Source organism: Pseudomonas sp. CP4, from assembly GCF_047758505.1.
In the GTDB taxonomy this organism is placed as follows: domain Bacteria; phylum Pseudomonadota; class Gammaproteobacteria; order Pseudomonadales; family Pseudomonadaceae; genus Aquipseudomonas; species Aquipseudomonas fluorescens_AO.
Window position 1 is genome coordinate 1,640,350 of record NZ_CP180489.1, and the last position, 21,629, is coordinate 1,661,978.

Consider the following 21,629-nt stretch of genomic DNA (forward strand, 5'->3'; position numbering starts at 1 on the left):
GAAAGCGGTCCCCGATGAGCCCGAAATCCGTGGGCGCTCAGCGAATCCCCGCCAACAACGTCCTTGCCGTCTGCTTCAACGGCTCATCCCCTTCCCTGAGCAATTCGTTGAGCAGCGCGATCGCACTGTCGATGTCACCGTCGTCGATGCAGGTTTGTGCCTGCTCGAGCTTGCCGGCGGCCTCGGTGTCGACCTCAGTGGACTCGGGTAATGGCAGATCCAGAGGTTCGAGCACCAGCGACGGCTCGGGATCGCCGAACTCATTGAGAAAGTCATCGTCGAGGGGCTGGGCGTCGGGTTCGGGGATCCATTCAAGTTCGGCTTCTTCGGCAGATTCAGCCTGTGGCAATTCGAAATCGGCGTCCACTGACAAACTGGTTCCCAGTGCCGGATCATCGATCGGCGCTGCGGCGTGATCGCTGCGGCTGTCGTTCAGATCCCAATTTGAATCCATCGACAGCTCGCCCAGATTCAATTCGAAATCATCTTCGAGAGCGCTGGGCGACGATGCGAGCGGCGCGGCCACTGCCGCTGCCGTGGCCACTGGCAGTTCGGGGGCGATTGGCGTTGCTGCAAATGCCGCCGGTGCGGCGCCTGCCAGTTTTGGATGGCGAGCGCGGGTTTCAATCAGTTCGCGCTCATCAACGCCAAGCGCACGCAGGCGGGTTTCCTGCTGGTCAAAAGCGCCGCTGTCACCCTGGCGCCCCAGGACTTCCAAAAGCTGCAAACCGAGATCGGTGCGCTCGGGCTCCTTGTGCAAAGCATCGCGCAGCAGCCCGGCGGCTTCGCTGAGTCGACCGTAGGCCAGATAGATGCCCACAGCCTCAAGCACGTCGCCGGCACCGGGTTCGTCGCGATGATCAGCGGCCGCGTGCGCACCGACAGATTGTTGAAGCTCGGGCTCGTCGTCGTCTTCTTCGGCGCCTACCGGCAAGAGCGGCAGCGGCGTGCCATCAGCTGTCGAACGGTGCTGCCGGCGGCGTATGAGCAACGCTGCCAACACGCCCAGCAGCACTATCAGTCCGCCGAGCAGAGGCCAGTTCAAGCCGTCGTCTGTCGCCTCGACCGGAGCCGAAACAGCGGACGGAGCCGGCGCGACCACGGGTGGTGACGGCGCTTTCTGCACTTCGGCCAGACGGGTTTGCAACTCTTCGACCTGCTTCTTGCCGTCAGCTATCTGCACTTGCTGCTCTTGCAGCCTGAGGTTCTGTTCGTCGAGGGTCTTTTGCAGTTGCTGGGTGAGCAGCACACTGGCCGCCAATTGCTCGGCCTGCGCATCGTTGGCAGGCGGCGCCGGCGTTGGCGGCACAGGCGCTGCAGCGCGTTTGCCTTGGGCCGCCTGGGGCGATGCGGTAACCGGTTCGACGGTTGGAAATTCAGAGGATTGCGGACGCGGATCCGGCTCGTCGGTGGCGGGCACGATGCCCGGCGAACCCGGCGGATCAATCAGCACCGTGTACTCGCGCAGCAGACGGCCATTGGGCTGATCGAGCTGCACGAGGAAATTCAGGAAAGGTTCGTTGACCGGTTTGCCGGACGTCACCCGGAGCATCTGGCGGCTGCCGCGCAGGATCGGGGTGAACTTGAGGTCATTGAGAAAGAACACCCGCTCGACGCCCGCCCGGCCGAATTCATCCGCCGAAGCCAGGCTGGCCGAGAGATCGTTTTGCGTCAACGTGCCGACATCGACCAACGCGATGTCGGCCTTGAACGGCTGATTGAGGGCTGAGTGAACAGTGATTTCGCCCAACCCCAACGCCATCGACCAGGTCGAATAGCTGAATACGCCAGCGAGCAGCAGCCATTTGGCGCCCCCCCCCAGCACGTGCCGACTTGCGAGCATGAGCATCCCTTAAATAAGCAAAACCGGTTTCTATGCGTTCGCACATCCAGTACGAACACGATATTGCCCAGTAGTTCTTATAGTCGGCTTAGCGCGATCTCTCAAAAAATCACCGCCGGGATGTGCCTCAAGATTTTTCCAGGTTGCTCAGGATGTGCCCGTGCACGCGCATGCACACCTTCAAATCCGCCTCGTCGACGCCTTCGAACAATTCGTGGCGCAGTTGCGTGGCAATGGTTTCAATCTGTTCGATCAACGGCAGCGCAGGTGCGCAGAGAACAATTTTTTTCGCTCGACGGTCTTCCATTACTGACTGGCGTTGCACCAGTCCCTGGTTCTCCAGACTATCAAGCAAGCGCGCCAGGGTCGGGCCTTCGACGCCGACACTCTGCGCCAGTTCGCGTTGGGTCGGCGCCTCTTCAAAACGCGCCAGATGCAGCAGCACCAGCCAGCGCGCCTGCGACAGGCCCAGCCCGGCGAGACGACGATCCAGTTCGGCACGCCAGCCACGAGACATCTGGGCCAGTTGCATACCAAAGCGATGTTGATCGGTTAACGGCATAAAACACTCACGGTTAGACTGAAAATACGGAAAATCTAATTATTAGTCAGCTAAGCATGGGCGGCAGTTATAGGCAAGAGTCGCTCTGTACTGAATCGTTACAACTGCACGAGGCTTGGCGCATACGTCGTTTCACATCTCGAATTCAGACTGCAAAGCCGCCCGCACGCAATACAGCACGCCTTCCGGCACACGCCCGGCAAACAGCTCAGCCACTTCAGCGACCGACGGCAGCTCGCCCTCACCATCGAGGAACGCGTCCTGCACTTCGCCCATCAATTCCTCAGGCAAATCCAGCGCCTGCTCCAGCGACAATTGCTGCTTGCCGATGGCTTCGGCGAGCATGGCGTAGACGTTCTTCTCCGAGCATTGCAACTGCCCGGCGATCTGCAGCGGGGTCATGCCGGCGCGGGCCAGGGTGATCAGCTCGTGACGGACATCGGCGACCACCTTCGGCGCCTCCGCCTCGCCGCCGAGCACTTCCAGGAAGGCTTCACCATAGCGCTCCAGTTTGCGCGCACCGACGCCGCTGACCCGGGCCATTTCCGCCAGCGAGGTCGGTTGGCTGCGGAGCATTTCCAACAGCGTCGAGTCGGGGAAGATGACGTACGGCGGCACGCCGTGTTCTTCGGCGAGCTTGCGTCGTAATGCGCGCAAGGCTTCCCACTGTTCACGTTCCTCGCCGCGCACCAGTTGGCTGGCCTGGCTCTTGCTGCCGGTTTTGGCGGTGACTTGCGGTTTCAGGTCGCGGCGCAGCTCCAGCTTCACTTCGCCTTTGAGCAAAGGCCGGCAACTGTCATTCAAGCGCAGACCGCCATACCCCTCGTGATCGACGTCGGCCAACCCACGCGCCACCAACTGACGGAACAGCGAGCGCCACTCGCTGTCGCTCAGCGCCTTGCCAACGCCAAACACCGACAAATGCTGATGGCCGAAGCTGCGCACCTTTTCGTTGTCCTTGCCCAGCAATACGTCGACCAGATGACCAACGCCGTAACGCTGACCGGTGCGGAAAATCGCCGACAAGGCCTGACGTGCAGGCTCGGTGGCGTCCCAGGTCTGCACGCCATCGACACAGTTGTCGCAGTGCCCGCAAGGCTCAGGCATGTCTTCATCGAAATAGGCCAGCAACGCCTGCCGGCGGCAGCGGGTTTCTTCGCAAAGCGAGAGCATGGCGTCGAGCTTGTGCTGCTCCAGACGTTTGTGCCGTTCGTCGCCTTCGGAGTTCTGCAGCATCTGCTTGAGCATCACCACGTCTTGCAGACCGTAGGCCATCCACGCATCCGCCGGCAGACCGTCACGACCGCCGCGCCCGGTTTCCTGGTAATACGCCTCAAGGGATTTCGGCAGATCCAAATGCGCGACAAAGCGCACGTTAGGCTTGTCGATGCCCATGCCGAACGCCACCGTGGCAACCATGATCAGGCCTTCCTCGTTGAGGAAGCGCTTCTGGTGATAGGCGCGCAGATCGTTGGGCAGACCGGCGTGATACGGCAGCGCCGGGAAGCCTTGCTCACTGAGGAACGCCGCGACTTCTTCAACTTTCTTGCGCGACAGGCAATAAACGATGCCGGCGTCGCTGCGCCGTTCGGCGAGGAAGGCCAGTAACTGCTTGCGCGGCTGCTCCTTCGGGACGATGCGGTAGAAAATATTCGGACGGTCGAAGCTCGACAGAAAGCGCTCAGCGTTCTGCAGGTGCAGGCGATCGACGATTTCTTCACGGGTGCGCTTGTCGGCGGTCGCGGTGAGGGCAATGCGCGGAACGTTCGGGAACAGCTCTGCCAGTTGGCCGAGTTGCAGGTATTCGCGGCGGAAGTCGTGGCCCCATTGCGACACGCAATGCGCTTCGTCGATGGCGAACAAGGCGATTTCCAGGCTTTGCAGAAACGCCAGCATGCGCGGCTGCACCAAGCGCTCGGGCGCCAGATAGAGCATCTTCACTTCGCCGCGCTTGATCCGCACGGCGAGGTCGCGTTGTTGCTCGGCGCTCAGCGTGGAGTTCAGCGCAGCCGCGGCCACGCCGAGTTCTTCAAGGGTGGCGACCTGATCGTCCATCAGCGCGATCAACGGCGACACCACCACGGCCAGGCCTTCGCGCAATAGCGCCGGCACCTGAAAGCACAACGACTTGCCGCCACCGGTAGGCATCAGCACCAGCGCATCACCGCCGCCGGCCACGCGCTCAATGATCGAACCCTGACGGCCACGGAAACTGTCGTAGCCGAAGATGTCCTTGAGGACGCGTTGAGCCTGTTCGAGCATAAAAACTCCAAAAATCTACCGATACATCCCTGCTCAGGCTGGTTCAGAGCAGCCTCGGCTGCTTAAACAAAACGTAAGAACACATTGCATGACCAGCGCAGCGCCGGCAGGGATCGCAAAACGCGGCAGTATACCCGAGGCCTTCGCCGCAGAGGGTGCCGCTGAGAAGACTCACTCTGCAATTGACATCACACCGAACCCTGTGGGAGCGGGCTTGCCCGCGAAGAGGCCGGCACTGACAACTTCTTCATCGACTGACACACCGCCATCGCGGGCAAGCCCGCTCCCACAGGTTTTGCGTCCGACCCGGCATTTGCGTGCGTCCGTGCGGGCAAATCTGCCAAGCGGCTGGCTAGAGCGCGCAAGAAGGCCTAGAATTCCCGCATTGTTTATTCCCCAAGGTAGCCCCGTAATGTCCTTCGCTGAGCAACTGACCCGCCTGCAAGTCTTCCTCGACGCCGACGAGCTGCACGACGAGGCGCTGGATTACGTCGCCGCCCACGGTTACCTGACCGCGCTGTCGATCTGCTCGGAAGACGTTCCGGAGCGCGAGTGGATCGACGCGCTGTTTGCCGAAGAGCCGCACTACAGCGACGAAGCCCAGCGTGCCGAAATCGAAGCCACGCTGATCGGCCTCAAAGCGCACATCGCTCGCCAACTGGCCTCGGATGAAGAATTCGAACTGCCGTGCGAACTGGATCTGGGCGAAGAGCCGGACGATTCCGAACTGCGCGGCTGGTGCATCGGCTTCATGGAAGGTGTGTTCCTGCGCGAAGCGGCATGGTTCGAAACCGCCGAAGAAGAAGTCAGCGAAATGCTCCTGCCGATCATGGTCGGTTCCGGCCTGTTCGACGAACAACCGGAGTTCGAAGACATCGCCAAGGACGCCAATCTGATGGACGACATGATCGTGCAGATCCCGGAAGCCCTGACCGCGCTGTACCTGCTATGCCAGGCGCCCGACGAAAAACCGGCGATCCTCAAGCCACGCCACCACTAAGACCCGGCCTATGGACAACCCCATAGGCAACCGCCCCCTGATGTTGCGCTACGTGCTGCTGGCCATCGGCTGGCTCAGCGTCGCATTGGGGGTGATCGGCATTTTCCTGCCGGTCCTGCCCACCACCCCCTTCCTCCTGCTCGCCGCGGCCTGCTTCGCGCGCAGCTCTCCGCGCTTCTATCGCTGGCTGGTCGAGCACCCACGGCTCGGGCCATGGATTCGCGATTATCTCGACGGCAACGGCATCCCGCTCAAGGCCAAGGTCTACGCGATCGGGCTGATGTGGCTGAGCATTCTGTTCTCGTGTTATCTGGTGCCGCTGGTTTGGGCGCGGGGGTTCATGCTGACCAGTGCGGTGCTGGTGACGGTCTATATTTTGCGGCAGAAGACGTTGCGTAAAACCTGATACCTCCCAGTTGATCATGCTTGGCGAACTGGCAGTGAGTCGGGTGCTGGATAATCTGGAGTTGCCGGGGTGATGTTGGTCTGCTGAGTTACTTGGTGATCAACCCGGCCTCTTCGCGAGCAAGCTCGCTCCCAAAATTGATCCTGGTCGGACACATATTCTGCATCCACTGAAGAACCCTGTGGGAGCGGGCTTGCCCGCGAAGGCGGACTCACAGCCAACACATCTGTACAGACAGACAAAACCCGCCGTCCCGAATCAACCGGGGCGGCGGGTTTTGTGGTTTCAGACCTCAGGTCAAACCGTATCCACCTTCAACGAATGATCATTGAGCATGCCGCTGATGATCGTCGCCGTGTCGTGGCCGCTGGCAATCATGCCGCCTGCGCCCGGGGTTACGCCGTAGTGGCTGGCGAGGTTGACGCCGGCGAGGTCGATGGTCTGGTTCGGCGGGGCGCCGGCCATGGCGCTGACGTCGATGCTGGTCATCACCGAGGCGCCGCTGCCGCTGACGGTGAAGTGCAGATAGTCGTCCAGCGACGCGGTGCTGGCGTTTTCGCCTTGCAGCAGTTGCGACAGGTCGAGCTTGTCGGTGCCGGGGGTGAAGTCGGTGATCAGGTCGTGGCCGCTGTTGCCCTTGAGCCACTGGAAGGTGTCAGCCCCTGCCCCGCCCGTCAGCGTATTGTTGCCCATGCCCCCGATCAGCAAGTCATCGCCAGCGCCGCCATTGAGGAAGTCGTTGCCGAGGCCACCGTTGATCACGTTGTTGTTGCCGTCGCCGGTGAGGCTGTCGTTGAAGTTCGAACCGAGCAGGTTTTCGATGCCGGTCAGCGTGTCAGTACCGGCGCCCAAGGTGTTCTGCGCACCGAGCAGGCCGAGGTTGACGGTGACGGCGGCTGTGGCGTGGGCATAGCTGGCGGTATCGCTGCCAGTGCCGCCGTCGAGCAGGTCATTGCCCGCGCCGGTGTAGAGCAAATCGTTGCCGGCGCCGCCGTGCATTTCGTTGTTGCCGGAGCCTGCAGTGAGCACGTCATTGCCGTCGCCGGCGTTGATCACGTTGTTGCCGCTACCCGCCACCAGCACATCGTCGCCAGCGGTGCCGGTCAGGGTGTGGCCGTCCTGATAGCTGATGCTGACGTTGGCCGTGTCACTGCCGCCGTGGTTGTCGTTGGCGGTGTAAGTGCCGTGGTAATCCGGCGTGATGTCGTGCGCCCCGGCGTAGTTGAGGGTCATGGTCAGTTGGTAGTTTTCCGCCGCGTTCGGGTTGCCGTTACCCGTGGCGTTGGCGATGTTGGTGATGTGGATCTGATAGACGCCATCGGCCGATGCGGTAAGCGTTTGCCCGTCCGCCAGCGCGATCCAGCTCCCTCCGTTGAGCGAGTACTCCATGCCGATCTGCCCGGCAGCGAGGTTGTGATCCAGATTGAGAGTTTCGCCCTGGCGCAGATTGACGGTGATGCGGTCCTCGTCATTGGCATTGCTGTTGCTGACAGCGCCGAGGTAACCGCTGACTACCAGCACGGCGGTCATGGTCGCGGCATTGGCGCTGAAGGCGCTGCGCACGTTGGCCAGGTTCTGGTTGGCGACGCTGTTGCTCTGCCCGGTGAAGCCGATCAGACCGGTGCCGGTGAAGTCTGCCGCTTTCGACGCCCAACCGGTGTTGAAACTGGTGGGTGTGGCGTTGAGCGCATCGCCGTTCGGATCGCTGTCATTGGCCAGCAGCAGCTCACCCGGCACCACGATGTTGCCCGAGAGCACGTTGGTGATGACGTGATCGTCCATCGCCACCGGTGGCGCGTTGGGAATCACTTTCACGGTCAACGTTGAGCTGGCCAGATCGCCGTCGTTGTCGCTGACGGTGAAGCCGATGTTTTCGGTGATGACCACGGCGGTGGTTTTCTGCGAGGTGTAGCTGTATTCGCCGGTATCGAGGTTGACCACCAGCGTGCCGCTGTTGTTGGTGGCGATGCTGACACTGTTGTTGGCCGTGTTGAAGGTGCCGTGGTTGGCGCCGCCGCTCGCGGTCAACGAGCCCTGGCCGCTGAGGGCTTTCGGGTCGTAGGTGTAGGTGGTGCCGTCGACCATGATCGACTTGATGAAACCGCCATCGGCGCCGAACGAACCACCGTCGCCCAGCAGCGAACCGGTGACCGGCGCGCCCTGCACGGTGCCGGACAGCACCGAGTTGAGCTGATTGAGATCGGTGACCACCACCGCATTGGTGTTGGTGTGGTTGATGCCGTCGTACGCCAGCGGATCGAGGTTGGCGTTGCTCACGCCACTGCCCAGACCGATTGCGTAGTTCTTGATGTTGTTGGCGTCGAGGAAGTTTTTCAGCGCGGCTTCGTCAGCCGTGCCGATGTCGCCCTCGTTGGGCTTGCCGTCGGAGAAGAAGTAGCCGACGTTCTGTGCCCCGGTGAGTTTGCCGGAGGTGTTGAACGCGGTCTGCATCACCGCCACGGCGGCGTCGTAGTTGGTGCCGCCGCCGGCGTTGAGGCCGGCGAGCAATGTCTTGGCAGTAGCGACATCGACCCACACGGTGGTGCGATCGGCGGCATTGCTGCTGAACGTCACCAACTGCACTTTCACATCGCCCAGATCATCGTACTTGTCGAGCAACGCACCGATGGCTTGTTTGGCCAGTGCCAGCCGCGACAGGCCGGGCACGCCAGAGGCATCGGCCATGCTGCCGGAGATGTCGAGGACGATGAGGATGTTGGAGTCGATTTCCACTGCGGTAACCGAGCGCTCCGAGGCAACGGCTTTCGGTATGTCGTCGACGATGTTCACCACGAGGGTGCTGGTGGTGCTGTTGCCCAGCGCATCGGTGGCTTGGTAGGTGAACGTTTCGCTCAGGGTGTTCGGCCCGTCGTTGGCGTTCGGCGCAGTTTTCGGCGCCGAGGTCAGCGTGTAGGTGTAAGTGCCGTCGGCGTTGAGCTGCAGTTGTCCGTAGCTGCCGGTGGCGTTGCCGACCAACGTGTAAGTGATCGCGCCGCTGCCACCGCTCACGGAACCGACCAGCGTGCCGCTGGCGGTTTCGCCGGTATTGCCCGGTTCGCTGCCGGTGACTGTGCCGGGAGCGAGATCCTGGCCATCCTTGCTCAGGTCGAGGGCTTTTTCGTAGACCGTCACATCCTGATCGACCGAGGCGACCAGTTTGCTGTCGGCGACGTTGATAGTCAGCGTTGTGGTGCTTTCGTCGCCATCGCTGTCACGGATGGTGTAGGTAAACGTGTCGGTCGCGCCCGGCGGGCTCACCGAGTTCGGGTTGCTGTGGTAAACCGCGTTGCCCGCCGCGTCGAGGGTCAGGTAGCCGTAGTTGCCGTTGATGTTGCTGTTCAGGCCGCCGCTGGCCGACGTCGCGGTGTTACTGCCCGCGCGCACGCCGACCACCGTTGCGGCACCATCGGCGCCGCTGCTGTCATTGCCGAGCACACTGACATTGACCGTACCGCCCTCCGCTACCGAGCCGGTATCAGCGTTGGCAGTCGGCAGATCGTCGACGATGGTGACGTTGATCTGACCGCTGGCGGTGCTGCCGTCGGTGTCGGTGGCGACTACGTCAAAGCTGTCGCTGAGGCTGTTGGCACCGTTGGCGTTCGGATGAGCTTCGTTGTCCACCAAGGTGTAGCTGTAGCTGACCACGCCGGTGGCCGGGTCGTAACCGGTGACGGTAAAGGTGCTGCCCAGCGGCGAGACCACCGATTGCGGCAAACCGGCGGCGACGCCATTGCTGATCACGGCAATGCCGCCGACGGTCAGGGTTTGCAGGCCATCGAGGGCGGTCACGGTGAAGCTGCCGCTCTGGGTCAGCGCTGCAGTATTGGGGTTGCTGCCGTCGCTGAGGTTTTTCTCGTAAACCGTCAGTTCGCCGCCCTTCACATCGAGGCCGTCGAGGCACACCGGATCGTCGTTGTTATGGACGTTCAGCACCAGGTTGGCGGTGCTGGTGTCGCCGTCGGCATCGGTAATGGTGTAGGCAAAGGTTTCAGTGCCGTTGCCGCCACCGTGAAGGTTTTTGAAGTCGGCGTCATTGGCGTCCAGCGTGTAGGTGTAAGTGCCGTTGGCATTGAGCACCAGCGTGCCGTAAGTGCCGGTGAACGTACCGGCGGTGACCGGCCCAACGGCGACGCGGTCGGCGCCTTGCACATCGTTATCGAGAACGTTGCCGGTCAGGGTCAACTGCTCTTCCGTTGCGTTGGTCGCGTTGCTGTCATTCAGCGCTTTCGGCACGTCATCGACGATGTTCACAACGACTGTGCTGGTGACGACGTTGCCGAGAGAGTCGGTCGCCTGATAGGTGAAGGTTTCGCTCAGGCTGTTGGCGCCGTCGTCAGCGTGCGGCGTGGTGGTCGCTGGCGAAGTGAGCGTGTAGGTGTAAGTGCCATTGGCGTTGAGGACGATCTGCCCGTAATTGCCGGTCGCGCTGCCGACCAGCGCATAACTGATCGCACCAACCGCGCCGGTGACCGAACCGACCAGCGTGCCGGACGCGGTTTCGCCAGTGCTATTCGGATCGCTGCCGACCACACTGCCCGCTGCCAGATCCTGGCCGTCCTTGTTCAGGTCGAGGGCTTTTTCGTAAACGGTGACATCGCTGTCGCTGACGGCTTTCAGGCAGCTGTTGTAGACATCGATGGTGATGGTCGTGGTGCTTTCGTCACCGTCGGCATCGCGCACGGTGTAGGTGAACACATCCACCGCGCCCGGGCCGTTCACCACGTTGGGGTTGCTGTGATAAACGGCGTTGCCGTTAGCGTCAAGCGTGAGGTAACCGTAGGCGCCGTTGATCTGCGAATTGAGCCCGCCGATGGCCGAGGTCGAAGTGTCGGCACCAGCGCGCACGCCGACCACGGCACCGGTGACCGCCGGGCCATCTGCACCGCCGATATCGTTATCCAGCACATTGCCACTGACGGTGCCGCCCTCCGCCACCGAAGCCGCGTCCGCATGCGCAGTCGGCAAATCATCGACGATATTGACGTTGATCTGGCCGCTGGCGGTGCTGCCATCTGTGTCGGTCGCGACCACATCGAAGTTCTCGGTGAGGCTGTTGGCGCCATTGGCAGTCGGGTGGGCTTCGTTGTCGGCCAGGGTGTAGCTGTAGCTGACCACGCCGGTTGCCGGGTCATAACCGCTGATGGTCAAGGTGCTGCCCAGCGGGGTGACGATTGATTGCGGGAAACCTGCGGCTACGCCATTGGTGATCACGGCGATGCCGCCGACTGTGAGGGTCTGCAGACCATCGAGAGCGCTGACGGTGAAAGTGCCGTTCTGGGTCAGCGCTGGGGTGTTGGGGCTGGTGCCGTCGCTGAGGTTTTTTTCGTAGACGGTAAGTTCGCCGCCGTTGACGTCGAGGCCATTGAGCAGCACCGGATCATCGTTGTTGTGAATCTGCAGAACGAGGTTGGCAGTGCTGGTATCGCCGTCGGCGTCAGTGATGGTGTAGGCGAAGGTTTCGGTGCCGTTGCCGCCACCATGCAGATTTTTGAAGTCGGCGTCGTTGGTGTTCAGGGTGTAGGTGTAGGTGCCGTCGGCGTTCAAAACCAACGTCCCGAACGTGCCGGTGAAAGTGCCCGGGGTAACCGGGCCGGTAGGCACACGGTCGGCGCCTTGCACGTCGTTGGTCAGGACATTGCCGGCCAGGGTCAGTTGGGATTCGGACGCGGTGCCGTTGCTGTCATCGTTGGCTTTCGGCAGGTCGTCGACGATGTTGACGTCCAGCGTGCCAGTGGCGGTGGTGCCGTTGTCATCGACTACCGTGACTGCGAATTGCTCGGGCAGATTATTGGCGCCATTGGCGTTCGGATGCGCCTCGTTGTCAGCCAGGGTGTAGCTGTAACTGACCACGCCCGTTGCAGCGTTGAAACCGGTGATGGTCAGCGTGCTGCCGAGCGGCGTGGTGATCGATTGCGGGAAGCCTGCGGCCACGCCATTGGTCACCACGGCAATTCCACCGACGGTCAGCGTGGTCACGCCGTCGAGAGCGGTGATGGTGAAGGTGCCGTTTTGCGTCAGCGCGCCAGCATCCGGTGCGCTGCCGTCGCTGAGATTTTTCTCATAAACCGTCAGCTCGCCACCGGCGACGTTCAGGCCGTCGATGATTACTGGATCGTCGTTGTTGTGAATCTGCAGAACCAGATTGGCAGTGCTGGAATCGCCGTCGGCATCAGTGATGGTGTAGGCGAAGGTCTCTGTGCCGTTGCCGCCACCAGTCAAGGCTTTGAAATCCGCATCGCTGGTGTTCAGCGTATAGGTGTAGGTGCCGTCGGCATTGAGGACCAACGTACCGAAAGTACCAGTGAAAGTGCCCGGCGTGACTGGACCTGTTGGCACACGGTCGGCGCCTTGCACGTCGTTGGTCAGGACATTGCCGGTCAGGGTCAGTTGGGATTCGGACGCGGTGCCGTTGCTGTCATCGTTGGCTTTCGGCAGGTCGTCGACGATGTTGACGTCCAGCGTGCCAGTGGCGGTGGTGCCGTTGTCATCCACAACCGTGACCGCGAACTGCTCAGGCAGACTGTTCGCGCCGTTGGCGTTCGCATGCGCCTCGTTGTCGGCCAGGGTGTAGCTGTAACTGACCACGCCGGTTGCAGCGTTGAAACCGGTGATGGTCAGCGTGCTGCCGAGCGGCGTGATGATCGATTGCGGGAAGCCTGCGGCCACGCCATTGGTCACCACGGCAATTCCACCGACGGTCAGCGTGGTCACGCCGTCGAGAGCGGTGATGGTGAAGGTGCCGTTTTGCGTCAGCGCGCCAGCATCCGGTGCGCTGCCGTCGCTGAGATTTTTCTCATAAACCGTCAGCTCGCCACCGGCGACGTTCAGGCCGTCGATGATTACTGGATCGTCGTTGTTGTGAATCTGCAGAACCAGATTGGCAGTGCTGGTATCGCCGTCGGCATCAGTGATTGTGTAGGCGAAGGTTTCGGTGCCGTTGCCACCGCCGTGCAGGTTTTTGAAATCGGCATCGCTGGTGTTCAGCGTGTAGGTGTAGGTGCCGTCGGCATTGAGGACCAACGTACCGAAAGTGCCAGTGAATGTGCCGGGCGTGACCGGTCCGGTGGGCACGCGGTCGGCGCCCTGGATGTCATTGGTGAGGACGTTGCCAGTCAGGGTCAGCAAGGTTTCCGAGGCAATGCCGTTGGCGTCGTCAAACGCTTTGGGCACGTCGTCGGTGATATTCACGTCCAGCGTGCCAGTGGCGCTGTCGCCATTGCTGTCGGTGGCGATCACGGTGAATTGTTCGCTGAGATTGTTCACGCCGTCGCCGGCCGCGTGGGTTTCGTTGCCGTTGAGGGTGTAGCTGTAGCTGACCGTGCCGGTTGCTGCGTTGTAGCCAGTGATGGTCAGGGTGTTGCCCAGTTGCGTGGTGATCGACTGGGGAAAGCCGATCGGCACGCCGCCAACAATCACGTTGATGCCGCCGATGCTCAGACTGCTCAAGCCGTCCGCTGCCGAGACGGTGAAGCTGCCGCTCTGGGTCAGAGCGCCCGGATTGGCCGCTGTACCGTCAGGCAGATTGGCTTCATTGAGGTTCAGCTCGCCGCCCGCTGCGTCCAGGCCGTTGAGGATAACCGGATTGTTCACCGGTGGCGGTGGCACCACGATTGGCGCCGGGGTGTCGTCGCCATTGTCGATGTCCGCGTCACGACGATACTCGGGAAATTCGGGAATGCCGTTGAAGCCGGCGGTGGGGAAACCGATGATCGGATCAACTCGGCCGCCGACTTCGGTCAACAGAACGAAGCTGTGTCCGCCGCCCAGTTCACCGGTATTGCCGGTGGGTGCGTTGGGGCCGGCAGCGGTGGCTTCGGCGGTCTTGCTCGGGTCTTCACCGGCGGCGATGGCTTTCTGGATCTGCTCGACATCGGTCAGTTGTGCCTGGCTCGGGGTCTGCGCTTCGTCGACGCTCACCGGCACCGCCTGGTCGGCCAGCAGTTGGCCGGTCATGGTGATGCTGCTGCCGCGGCCGAGGGTCAATTCCTCGCCGTTTTGCAACTTCACCGCCACCGCGCCCTCCGCGCCAGTGATCAGTTGATCGCCGGCGTACAAACGATCGCCTTCGAACAGCGGGCGTTTGATGCCGTCGCCCGTCTGGGCGAACACCTGACCAATGACTTTTGTGACCGTACCGATGAGCGTTGCCATGTGAAATCCTCCGCTGCCGACCACCGTCGGCACAGGTTCGCGAAGCAGCCCATGGCTCAATCGGGTTGCCGGGGGCGACGCTCGCACCCTCGACAGTTCGTTTCGCAGGCTTGGTTTGAAACGAATTGTCAGCGCTATCAAGCACTTGCCAACCCTGTTCAATCCATCGACCCACTAGCGCTACGTAACAGTGGTGAATCACCCGAGTGACAAAAATCTGTCGCTCATTCGCCGTTACGCGTCCCTCCCCTTCAGCAGTACTTCGCAGTGTCTCGCAAAGTGAATGGAACTTTCCTCAAGCCTTTTCGAGCTCCCTAAAGCGCATAAAACAAAGGCTTTCGAGCTGAACAATGTGCTGCTTTTGAAAAACCGCATAAGTTTTTTTTGGCATAAGCCTTATGAAAATTTTTTCTTAGCTACGCTCTAGGATGTTCTTAGCTCTGTTGTTACAAGAGTGAAACGCTTACACCCTAAAATTACGTCAAATAATTGGCGACGGTAACACAACATTGAGATCCAGGGAGATGCACCCATGCGCGTTTTAACCCCCCTCTGCAGCGCGGTTTTGCTGGCCATGGCTTGCACTTCCCAAGCCCAGGCGATGAACCTCACCGAGGCGATTCAAAGCACCATCGCCACTCACCCGGAACTCGCTTCGCGCGTGGACGCCCGCCTGTCTGCGGATGAGCAGGTGAAAGTGGCCAAGGGCGGATTTTATCCGTCAGTCGATCTGAACGCTGCCTACGGGCGCGGCTACAGCGACAACACCAACACTCGCGCCTTCGGTAATCACAACACCGAAATCCTCAATTACACCCAGTCGGAGCTGCGTTTGCGGCAGATGATCTTCGACGGCTTCAACACCGCCAACGAGGTCGAGCGCACCAAGGGCGTGTCCAATTCGCGCGCCTACTACGCGCAAGGCACCGCACAGGATCTGGCCCTGCGCACCATCGAGGTCTACCTCGAAGTGCTCAAGCGGCGGGAACTGGTGACGCTGGCGAAGAACAATTTGCAGGCGCACTTGCGCGTCAACGATCAGATCGGCCTGCGCACCGAGCGCGGCATCGGCAGCACCGCCGACTCCGATCAATCGGTTGCCCGTCGTGCACTGGCGCAGAACAACCTCGACACCGCCGAAGTCGATCTGGCCGACGCCGAATCGAATTTCTACAGCGTGGTCGGACGCATGCCCGATGAGCTGGAAACCCCGGCCTCGACTCGCGGTGAGATGCCGCCGGACCTGCGTGAAGCGCAGCAGAGCATGGTCGACAACAACCCGTACCTGAAATCGGCCCAGGCTGACGTGCAGTCCGCCGAGAGCCAGTACGAAGTGGCCAAGTCGCCGTTCTACCCGCGCTTCGATGCCGAAGCAGCAGTCGGCGCAAACAACAACGTGCAGGGTGATGAAGGCCACGACAACGAATGGCGTGTCGGTGTGGTGATGAACTACAACCTGTTCCGTGGCGGCAGCGACAAGGCACGTCTGGCGGCGAATGCCCACGACATCAACCAGGCGATGGACATCCGGAACAACGCCCTGCGTCAGCTCAACGAGAACATTCGTCTGGCCTGGAACGCCATGGAAAATGCCAAGAAGCAGACGCCGACCGCTCGCGAGTACGCAGAAACCACCAAACGCGTGCGCGCCGCTTATCAGGACCAGTTCGGCCTCGGCCAACGCACCCTGCTCGACCTGCTCGACAGCGAAAACGAGCTGTACAACGCCAACCGCCGCTACACCGAAATCCGCTACACCGAGGAATACTCGATGTACCGCGTGCTGGCGAACATGGGCCAATTGCTGAGCAAGCAACGCGTAGTGCTGCCGGCTGATGCGATTGCCACGACCGAAGTGAAAAACCAGGCGCGCCTGCCGGAACTGAAATAAACGGTGCAGGAACTGACTTTGCCCTGATCGTTCCCACGCGCAGCAAAGGAATGCCTCAAGGGACGCACCGCGTCCAGTGACGCGGAGCGTCACGGGCTGCATTCCCACGCAGAGCGTGGGAACGATCCGATAACCGAGCCCGTTCAACAGAGGCAATCACTATGACCAGCATGGAACCCGGCGCCACCGGGGTCGATCCGCGCCTGAGCTTCGACGACCCGTTACTCGACGGCCTGCTGATCCTCTGCAAACTGCATGGCGCCACGGTCAGTCGTGCCAGCTTGAGCGCCGGGCTGCCTCTGAACAAACAACGCCTGAGCCTCGATCTGCTGCCCCGTGCAGCCGCGCGGGCCGGATTGCAGGCGCGGCTGTTGCGCCGTGACCTGAAAGACATTTCGCCGCTGAACCTACCGATCCTGCTGCTGCTCAACGACGGGCGCACTGCCGTGCTGCGGCGCTTCGGCGAGGATGGCAAAGCCCTGCTGCTGCCCAGCGAAGCCGACGGCGGCGAGCAATGGGTCAGCCGCGAAGAACTCAGCGAACACTACAGCGGCCAGGCCTTGTTCGCCCGTCCGCGCCACGAACTCGAAGACCTGCGCGCGCCGCTGGTGCCACGGGTAAATGCGTGGTTTCGCGACACTCTCAAACTGTCGAAATGGCTGTACAGCGATGCGATTCTCGCCAGTTTTCTGATCAACCTGCTCGGCCTGATGGTGCCGCTGTTCGTCATGCAGACCTACGATCGCGTGGTGCCCAATCAGGCGACCTCGACGCTGTGGGTGCTGTCGATCGGTTTGCTGATCGGCACCGGTTTTGAACTGGTGCTGCGCGTGGTGCGTGCGCATCTGCTCGACACCGCCGGGAAGAAAACCGATGTGATCCTCTCGGCAACGTTGTTCGAGCGCATCACCGGCATGTCGATGAAAGCGCGGCCGGCGACCATCGGCGGCTTTGCCCAGAGCATTCACGACTTCCAGGGCCTGCGTGAATTTCTCACTGCCGTGACCCTGACCAGTCTGATCGACTTGCCCTTCGTGGTGTTGATGCTGGTAGTGATCGGCCTGCTCGGCGGCTGGCTGGTGGTGATTCCGCTGCTGGCGTTTCCGATCACGATCATCTTCGCCATGGCGATTCAGGTGCGCCTGCGTGACACCGTGCAGAAAAGCCTGAGCCTCGGCGCCGAGCGTCAGGCAGTGCTGATCGAAACCCTCGGCGGCCTGGAAACCCTCAAGGCCTGCGGCGCCGAAAGCGAGCGCCAGCACAAATGGGAAAGCACCCACGGCGCCCTCACCCGCCTCGACAGCCACGCACGCAACCTGTCGGCCCTGGCCACCAACGGCACTTTGTTCATCCAGCAGTTTTCCGGGATGGCGACGATTGTGGCCGGGGTCTACAGCATCATTGCCGGCAACCTCAGCGTCGGCGCGCTGGTTGCCACTTACATGCTCGGCAGCCGCGTACTCGCCCCGCTCGGCCAGATCGCCGGGCTGATCACCCGCTACCAGCAAGCGCAACTAACGATGAAAAGCACCGACGCGCTGATGGCCCTGCCGCAGGAACGCGACGGCAAACAACGGCCACTGGAACGCACGCAGCTGCAAGGCGCCCTCGACGTCAGCGGCGTGACGTTCCACTACACCGGCCAGAACGCACCGGCGCTGAGCGAGGTCAGCTTCAGCCTGAAACCCGGCGAGCGGGTCGGCATCATCGGCCGCAGCGGCTCCGGCAAAAGCACGTTGGCGCGGCTGGTCATGGGCTTCTACGAAGCGGAACAAGGCCAGTTACTGCTCGACGGCCTCGACCTGCGCCAACTGGACGTGGCTGACCTGCGCCAGCAGATCGGTTATGTCGCCCACGACTTGCCGCTGCTGGCCGGCAGCCTGCGCGACAACCTGACCCTGGGCGCGCGTTACATCAGCGATTCACGCATGCTCGAAGTCGCCGAACTGACTGGCGTCACCGAACTGGCCCGACAACACCCGCAAGGCTTCGACCGACCGGTGGGCGAACGCGGACAACTGCTATCCGGCGGCCAACGCCAGGCGGTGTTGCTGGCGCGCGCGTTACTGCTCGATCCGCCGATCATGCTGCTCGACGAACCCACCAGCGCCATGGACAACAGCAGTGAAGATGCGCTGCGACAGAAACTGCATGGCTGGGTGCAAGGCAAAACCCTGCTGCTGGTGACTCACCGCACCTCGATGCTGAGCCTGGTGGACCGGTTGCTGGTGCTGGACAACGGCCGGGTCGTCGCTGACGGTCCGAAAGAAGCAGTCATCGATGCACTGCGCAAGGGCCGTGTCGGCTCGGCGGCGGTCTAGGAGTTACGCCATGCCTGCTTCCTCCGATAGCAACAAGCGCGGCTACTTCGACAGTTTCGGCAAAAGCGCCGAAGCCGAGTTCATGCCGGAAACCGCCGGCGCAGCATTGCAGGATTCGCCGCGCAAATCGCGGATCACCGTGTGGCTGGCGGCAGCGCTGCTGATCGCCGCCCTGGTCTGGGCCAAATTTGCCGTGCTCGAAGAAGTGACCATGGGCGAAGGCAAAGCGATCCCGTCAAGCAAGGTTCAGGTGATCCAGAACCTTGAGGGCGGCATCGTCACCGAGATTTTCGTTCGCGAAGGCCAGATGGTCGGCAAGGGCGACACCCTGCTGCGTCTGGATGACACGCGCTTCCGCTCGAACAAGGGCGAGAGCGAGGCCGACCGTTACGCGCTGACCGCGCAGGTTGAACGGCTGTCAGCAGAGGCCGAGGGGCGCCCCTTCAAACTCTCCGCTGAAGTCATCGCCAAAGCGCCGCAAGTCGCCGAGGACGAGCGCTCGCTGTACGAGCAACGCCAACGCCGCTTGGCCAGTGAACAGCGCACCCTCAGCGAACAATTGCGGCAGAAAACCCAGGAGCTGGCCGAATTTCGCTCCAAGCAGGGCCAGTTCAGCTCGAGCCTGGCGCTGCTGCAACAAGAGATGAACATGTCCGAACCGCTGGTGAAAACCGGCGCCGTGTCACCAGTGGAAATCCTCAGGCTCAGGCGCAGCGCCGTGGAGATCCGTGGTTCGCTGAACGCCACCACGCTGGCGATTCCCCGCGCCGAATCGGCCATCGCCGAGATCCGCAGCAAGATCGACGAATCCGAGCAGACCTTCCGCTCCGAGGCCGCCAAAGAGCTGAATGAGAAACGCACCGACCTGTCGAAAATCACCGCGTCGAGCATCGCCATCGACGACCGCGTCAGCCGTACCACGGTGACTTCGCCGGTGCGTGGCGTGATCAAGCAGATGAAGGTCAACACCATCGGCGGCGTGGTCCAGCCGGGCAGCGACATGGTTGAAATCGTGCCGCTGGAAGACAACCTGCTGATCGAAGCCAAGGTCCGCCCGCAAGACGTCGCGTTCCTGCATCCGGGCCAGAAAGCCATGGTCAAATTCAGTGCCTACGACTACACGATTTACGGCGGGCTGAGCGCCAAGCTCGAGCTGATCGGCGCCGATACGATCACCGATGACAAGGGCAACAGCTTCTATCTGATTCAGGTGCGCACCGACAAGAATCACCTGGGCGGCGACGTGAAACCGCTGCTGATCATCCCGGGGATGGTGGCGACAGTGGACATTATCACCGGTGAGAAAAGCGTCTTGGATTACCTGCTCAAACCGGTGTTGAAAGCGCGGACCGAGGCGATGCGTGAACGTTAGCCAATGATCGTTCCCACGCTCCGCGTGGGAATGCCGCCCGGGACGCTCCGCGTCCCTTCACGACGGTGACGCAGAGCGTCACTGGATGCATTCCCACGCAGAGCGTGGGAACGATCATCTGTCGCCATGGTTACGCTGGAAAACCTCCTCCCCCATCGCCGCAATCTGCCCTTCGATCAGCGCTTCAAACGGCTTGAGCAACGGCGCAAACGTCGTCGGCGCTTCGAGGGTTTCCAGCGCCTGCACAATCGCCTCGATCGTCGATAGCGCCCCCGGCCCCGGCGCCTTGCGCAAGCGATAGCGCGACACGCCGCCCTCGGTCAGGGTCACCCGTGGCAGTGCTGCCAGCAGCGGATTGAGGTGCAACATCTTGCGCGCCTTGCGCCAGGTGCCGTCCGGGACGACCAGCAAAATTGGCTGATCATTCGGTGCGTAAGCCTGCAGCGGCTGCGCATCCTCAGCCGGGAACAACAAGCGCGCGTGATAGCCCGGCCGGTTCAACAGTTTCGGCAAATCCTCGAATACCTCGCCGACAATCAGCTCGGCATTGCTCAGCCCCAGCGCCGCCAGCCGCGCGGTATTGAGCGCGTGACTGACCTCGCTCGGATGCTGCAGCAGCAAGACTCGGGTGCGGCTATCGAGGTGCGGAATCAATGGGCACAGGCAATGGGTCTGGGGGCGCAGGCAGCGCGGGCATTGTGGTCGGGACATTTTTTTCTCAAGCCTGATTGAGCTGCGCTTTGAGCAAATCGCGGAAGGTCTGGATCAGCGGCTCGCGGCTGCGGCCCCTGCGCATGATCATCGAAAACGGCGCCTGATAACCGAAGGTCGCCGGCAGCAGAACGCGCAGATCGCCCTTGTCGGCCCAGGCCTGCGCGTAGTGTTCCGGCAGGTAACCGATGTAGGCGCCGGAGAGCACCAGAATCAGCTGCGCTTCCATACTTTCCACGGTCGCGGCGCTGTGTTTGAAACCGTGGCGGGCAAGTTCCGCCTGACTCCAGTAACCGCGCCCGACCATCCGTTGCTGGGTGATGACCTGCTCGGGGATGCGCCGCTCGTTGAACAACGGGTGACGACTGCTGCAATACAGCCAGTGCTGCTCGCGGTACAGCGGCATGTAGACCAGACCGCTCATGCGCGTGGAAAACGCACCGATGGCCAGATCGAGGCGATTGTCCTGCACGCCGAGTTGCAACTCATATGGACTCATTACCGACAGGTGCAAATGCACCGCCGGGTGTTCCTGACTGTAGGCGCCGATGGCTTCGGCAAACGGCAGAGCCTTGTCGCTGACAGTGGAATCGATCACCCCGAGATTGAGCGTGCCGCGCAGTTCGCCCTTGAGCGCAGCGGCGTATTGCTCGAAGCCTTCAAGCTCGGCGAGCAGGCGCAGGGTTTCCTGATGGAACAGCTCGCCCTTGCTGGTCAAGCTGAAGCCACCGCGCCCGCGATGGCACAGCACCAGACCGAGCGCGGCTTCGAGCTGGCTCATGTAGGTGCTGATCGCCGAGGTCGACAGGTTGAGTTCCTGCTGCGCATTGGCAAAACCCTGATGACGCACGACGCTGACGAAGATGCGCAGGAGTTTCAGGTCGGGTAAAGCGTTGGCCATGGGGCTCTCCAAACATCTGTCGAACACTGATGACTTTGTGGTGAGGGGATTCATCCCCGACCGGCTGCGAAGCAGTCGTAATTCGATGCACGCGGGGTGCCTGATGAACCGAGCCGCAGGAATTGGGGCGGCTTCGCCACCCTTCGGGGATAAATCCCCTCGCCACAGGGGGTCAACACCTGAGGCGGAGTCTATCCCGGGGCTTGGCA

Annotated in this window: 11 protein-coding genes; 5 read left to right on the forward strand and 6 right to left on the reverse strand. The window is 61.8% G+C overall.

Features of this window, described 5'->3' with window-relative positions; all coding sequences use genetic code 11:
- Positions 1-37: 37 nt before the first annotated feature.
- From ACMYUN_RS07295 to recQ, 3 genes are all read right to left on the reverse strand, one after another.
- Positions 38-1,843, reverse strand: a complete 1,806-nt coding sequence (locus tag ACMYUN_RS07295) for a FimV/HubP family polar landmark protein (RefSeq protein WP_415763346.1) — start codon at positions 1,841-1,843, stop codon at positions 38-40.
- Between the two features lie 127 nt (positions 1,844-1,970).
- A complete protein-coding gene (locus ACMYUN_RS07300; RefSeq protein ID WP_415763347.1) occupies positions 1,971-2,405 on the reverse strand; it encodes a MarR family transcriptional regulator in 435 nt (144 codons plus the stop codon).
- A 132-nt stretch (positions 2,406-2,537) separates the two neighbouring features.
- On the reverse strand, positions 2,538-4,667 hold the full coding sequence (gene recQ / locus ACMYUN_RS07305; RefSeq protein ID WP_415763348.1) for a DNA helicase RecQ: 2,130 nt from the start codon (positions 4,665-4,667) through the stop codon (positions 2,538-2,540).
- Positions 4,668-5,079: 412 nt separating this feature from the next.
- On the opposite strand from recQ, the gene ACMYUN_RS07310 reads away from it, so the two are divergent.
- Both ACMYUN_RS07310 and ACMYUN_RS07315 read left to right on the forward strand, forming a co-directional pair.
- On the forward strand, positions 5,080-5,667 hold the full coding sequence (locus tag ACMYUN_RS07310; RefSeq protein WP_039761053.1) for a YecA family protein: 588 nt from the start codon (positions 5,080-5,082) through the stop codon (positions 5,665-5,667).
- A gap of 10 nt (positions 5,668-5,677) precedes the next feature.
- Positions 5,678-6,073, forward strand: a complete 396-nt coding sequence (locus ACMYUN_RS07315) for a YbaN family protein (RefSeq protein WP_415763349.1) — start codon at positions 5,678-5,680, stop codon at positions 6,071-6,073.
- A 297-nt stretch (positions 6,074-6,370) separates the two neighbouring features.
- On the opposite strand, the gene ACMYUN_RS07320 is transcribed toward ACMYUN_RS07315, so the two are convergent.
- On the reverse strand, positions 6,371-14,224 hold the full coding sequence (locus ACMYUN_RS07320) for a retention module-containing protein (RefSeq protein WP_415763350.1): 7,854 nt from the start codon (positions 14,222-14,224) through the stop codon (positions 6,371-6,373).
- A 532-nt stretch (positions 14,225-14,756) separates the two neighbouring features.
- Between ACMYUN_RS07320 and ACMYUN_RS07325 the strand changes: the two genes are divergently transcribed.
- The 3 genes from ACMYUN_RS07325 to ACMYUN_RS07335 all read left to right on the forward strand — a co-directional run bounded on the left by ACMYUN_RS07325 (position 14,757) and on the right by ACMYUN_RS07335 (position 19,808).
- Positions 14,757-16,115 carry a TolC family outer membrane protein gene (locus tag ACMYUN_RS07325; RefSeq protein ID WP_016771146.1) on the forward strand — a complete coding sequence of 453 codons (1,359 nt, stop codon included), beginning with the start codon at positions 14,757-14,759 and terminating at the stop codon, positions 16,113-16,115.
- 161 nt (positions 16,116-16,276) lie between these two features.
- On the forward strand, positions 16,277-18,436 hold the full coding sequence (locus tag ACMYUN_RS07330) for a type I secretion system permease/ATPase (RefSeq protein ID WP_217879519.1): 2,160 nt from the start codon (positions 16,277-16,279) through the stop codon (positions 18,434-18,436).
- Positions 18,437-18,446: 10 nt separating this feature from the next.
- On the forward strand, positions 18,447-19,808 hold the full coding sequence (locus ACMYUN_RS07335) for an HlyD family type I secretion periplasmic adaptor subunit (protein ID WP_039761043.1): 1,362 nt from the start codon (positions 18,447-18,449) through the stop codon (positions 19,806-19,808).
- Between the two features lie 114 nt (positions 19,809-19,922).
- On the opposite strand, the gene ACMYUN_RS07340 is transcribed toward ACMYUN_RS07335, so the two are convergent.
- Entirely contained in the window at positions 19,923-20,519 is a 597-nt protein-coding gene (locus ACMYUN_RS07340) for a tRNA-uridine aminocarboxypropyltransferase (RefSeq protein WP_125917808.1), read from the reverse strand.
- A 7-nt stretch (positions 20,520-20,526) separates the two neighbouring features.
- Positions 20,527-21,420 carry a LysR family transcriptional regulator gene (locus ACMYUN_RS07345; protein ID WP_007956593.1) on the reverse strand — a complete coding sequence of 298 codons (894 nt, stop codon included), beginning with the start codon at positions 21,418-21,420 and terminating at the stop codon, positions 20,527-20,529.
- Positions 21,421-21,629 lie beyond the last annotated feature (209 nt).

What these genes read in the sequence shown, in the direction of transcription:
- ACMYUN_RS07295 (WP_415763346.1), bottom strand. Translation starts at nt 1,843, where the DNA reads ATGCTCGCAAGTCGGCACGTGCTGGGGGGGGGCGCCAAATGGCTGCTG.
- ACMYUN_RS07300 (WP_415763347.1), bottom strand. Translation starts at nt 2,405, where the DNA reads ATGCCGTTAACCGATCAACATCGCTTTGGTATGCAACTGGCCCAGATG.
- recQ (WP_415763348.1), bottom strand. Translation starts at nt 4,667, where the DNA reads ATGCTCGAACAGGCTCAACGCGTCCTCAAGGACATCTTCGGCTACGAC.
- ACMYUN_RS07310 (WP_039761053.1), top strand. Translation starts at nt 5,080, where the DNA reads ATGTCCTTCGCTGAGCAACTGACCCGCCTGCAAGTCTTCCTCGACGCC.
- ACMYUN_RS07315 (WP_415763349.1), top strand. Translation starts at nt 5,678, where the DNA reads ATGGACAACCCCATAGGCAACCGCCCCCTGATGTTGCGCTACGTGCTG.
- ACMYUN_RS07320 (WP_415763350.1), bottom strand. Translation starts at nt 14,224, where the DNA reads ATGGCAACGCTCATCGGTACGGTCACAAAAGTCATTGGTCAGGTGTTC.
- ACMYUN_RS07325 (WP_016771146.1), top strand. Translation starts at nt 14,757, where the DNA reads ATGCGCGTTTTAACCCCCCTCTGCAGCGCGGTTTTGCTGGCCATGGCT.
- ACMYUN_RS07330 (WP_217879519.1), top strand. Translation starts at nt 16,277, where the DNA reads ATGACCAGCATGGAACCCGGCGCCACCGGGGTCGATCCGCGCCTGAGC.
- ACMYUN_RS07335 (WP_039761043.1), top strand. Translation starts at nt 18,447, where the DNA reads ATGCCTGCTTCCTCCGATAGCAACAAGCGCGGCTACTTCGACAGTTTC.
- ACMYUN_RS07340 (WP_125917808.1), bottom strand. Translation starts at nt 20,519, where the DNA reads ATGTCCCGACCACAATGCCCGCGCTGCCTGCGCCCCCAGACCCATTGC.
- ACMYUN_RS07345 (WP_007956593.1), bottom strand. Translation starts at nt 21,420, where the DNA reads ATGGCCAACGCTTTACCCGACCTGAAACTCCTGCGCATCTTCGTCAGC.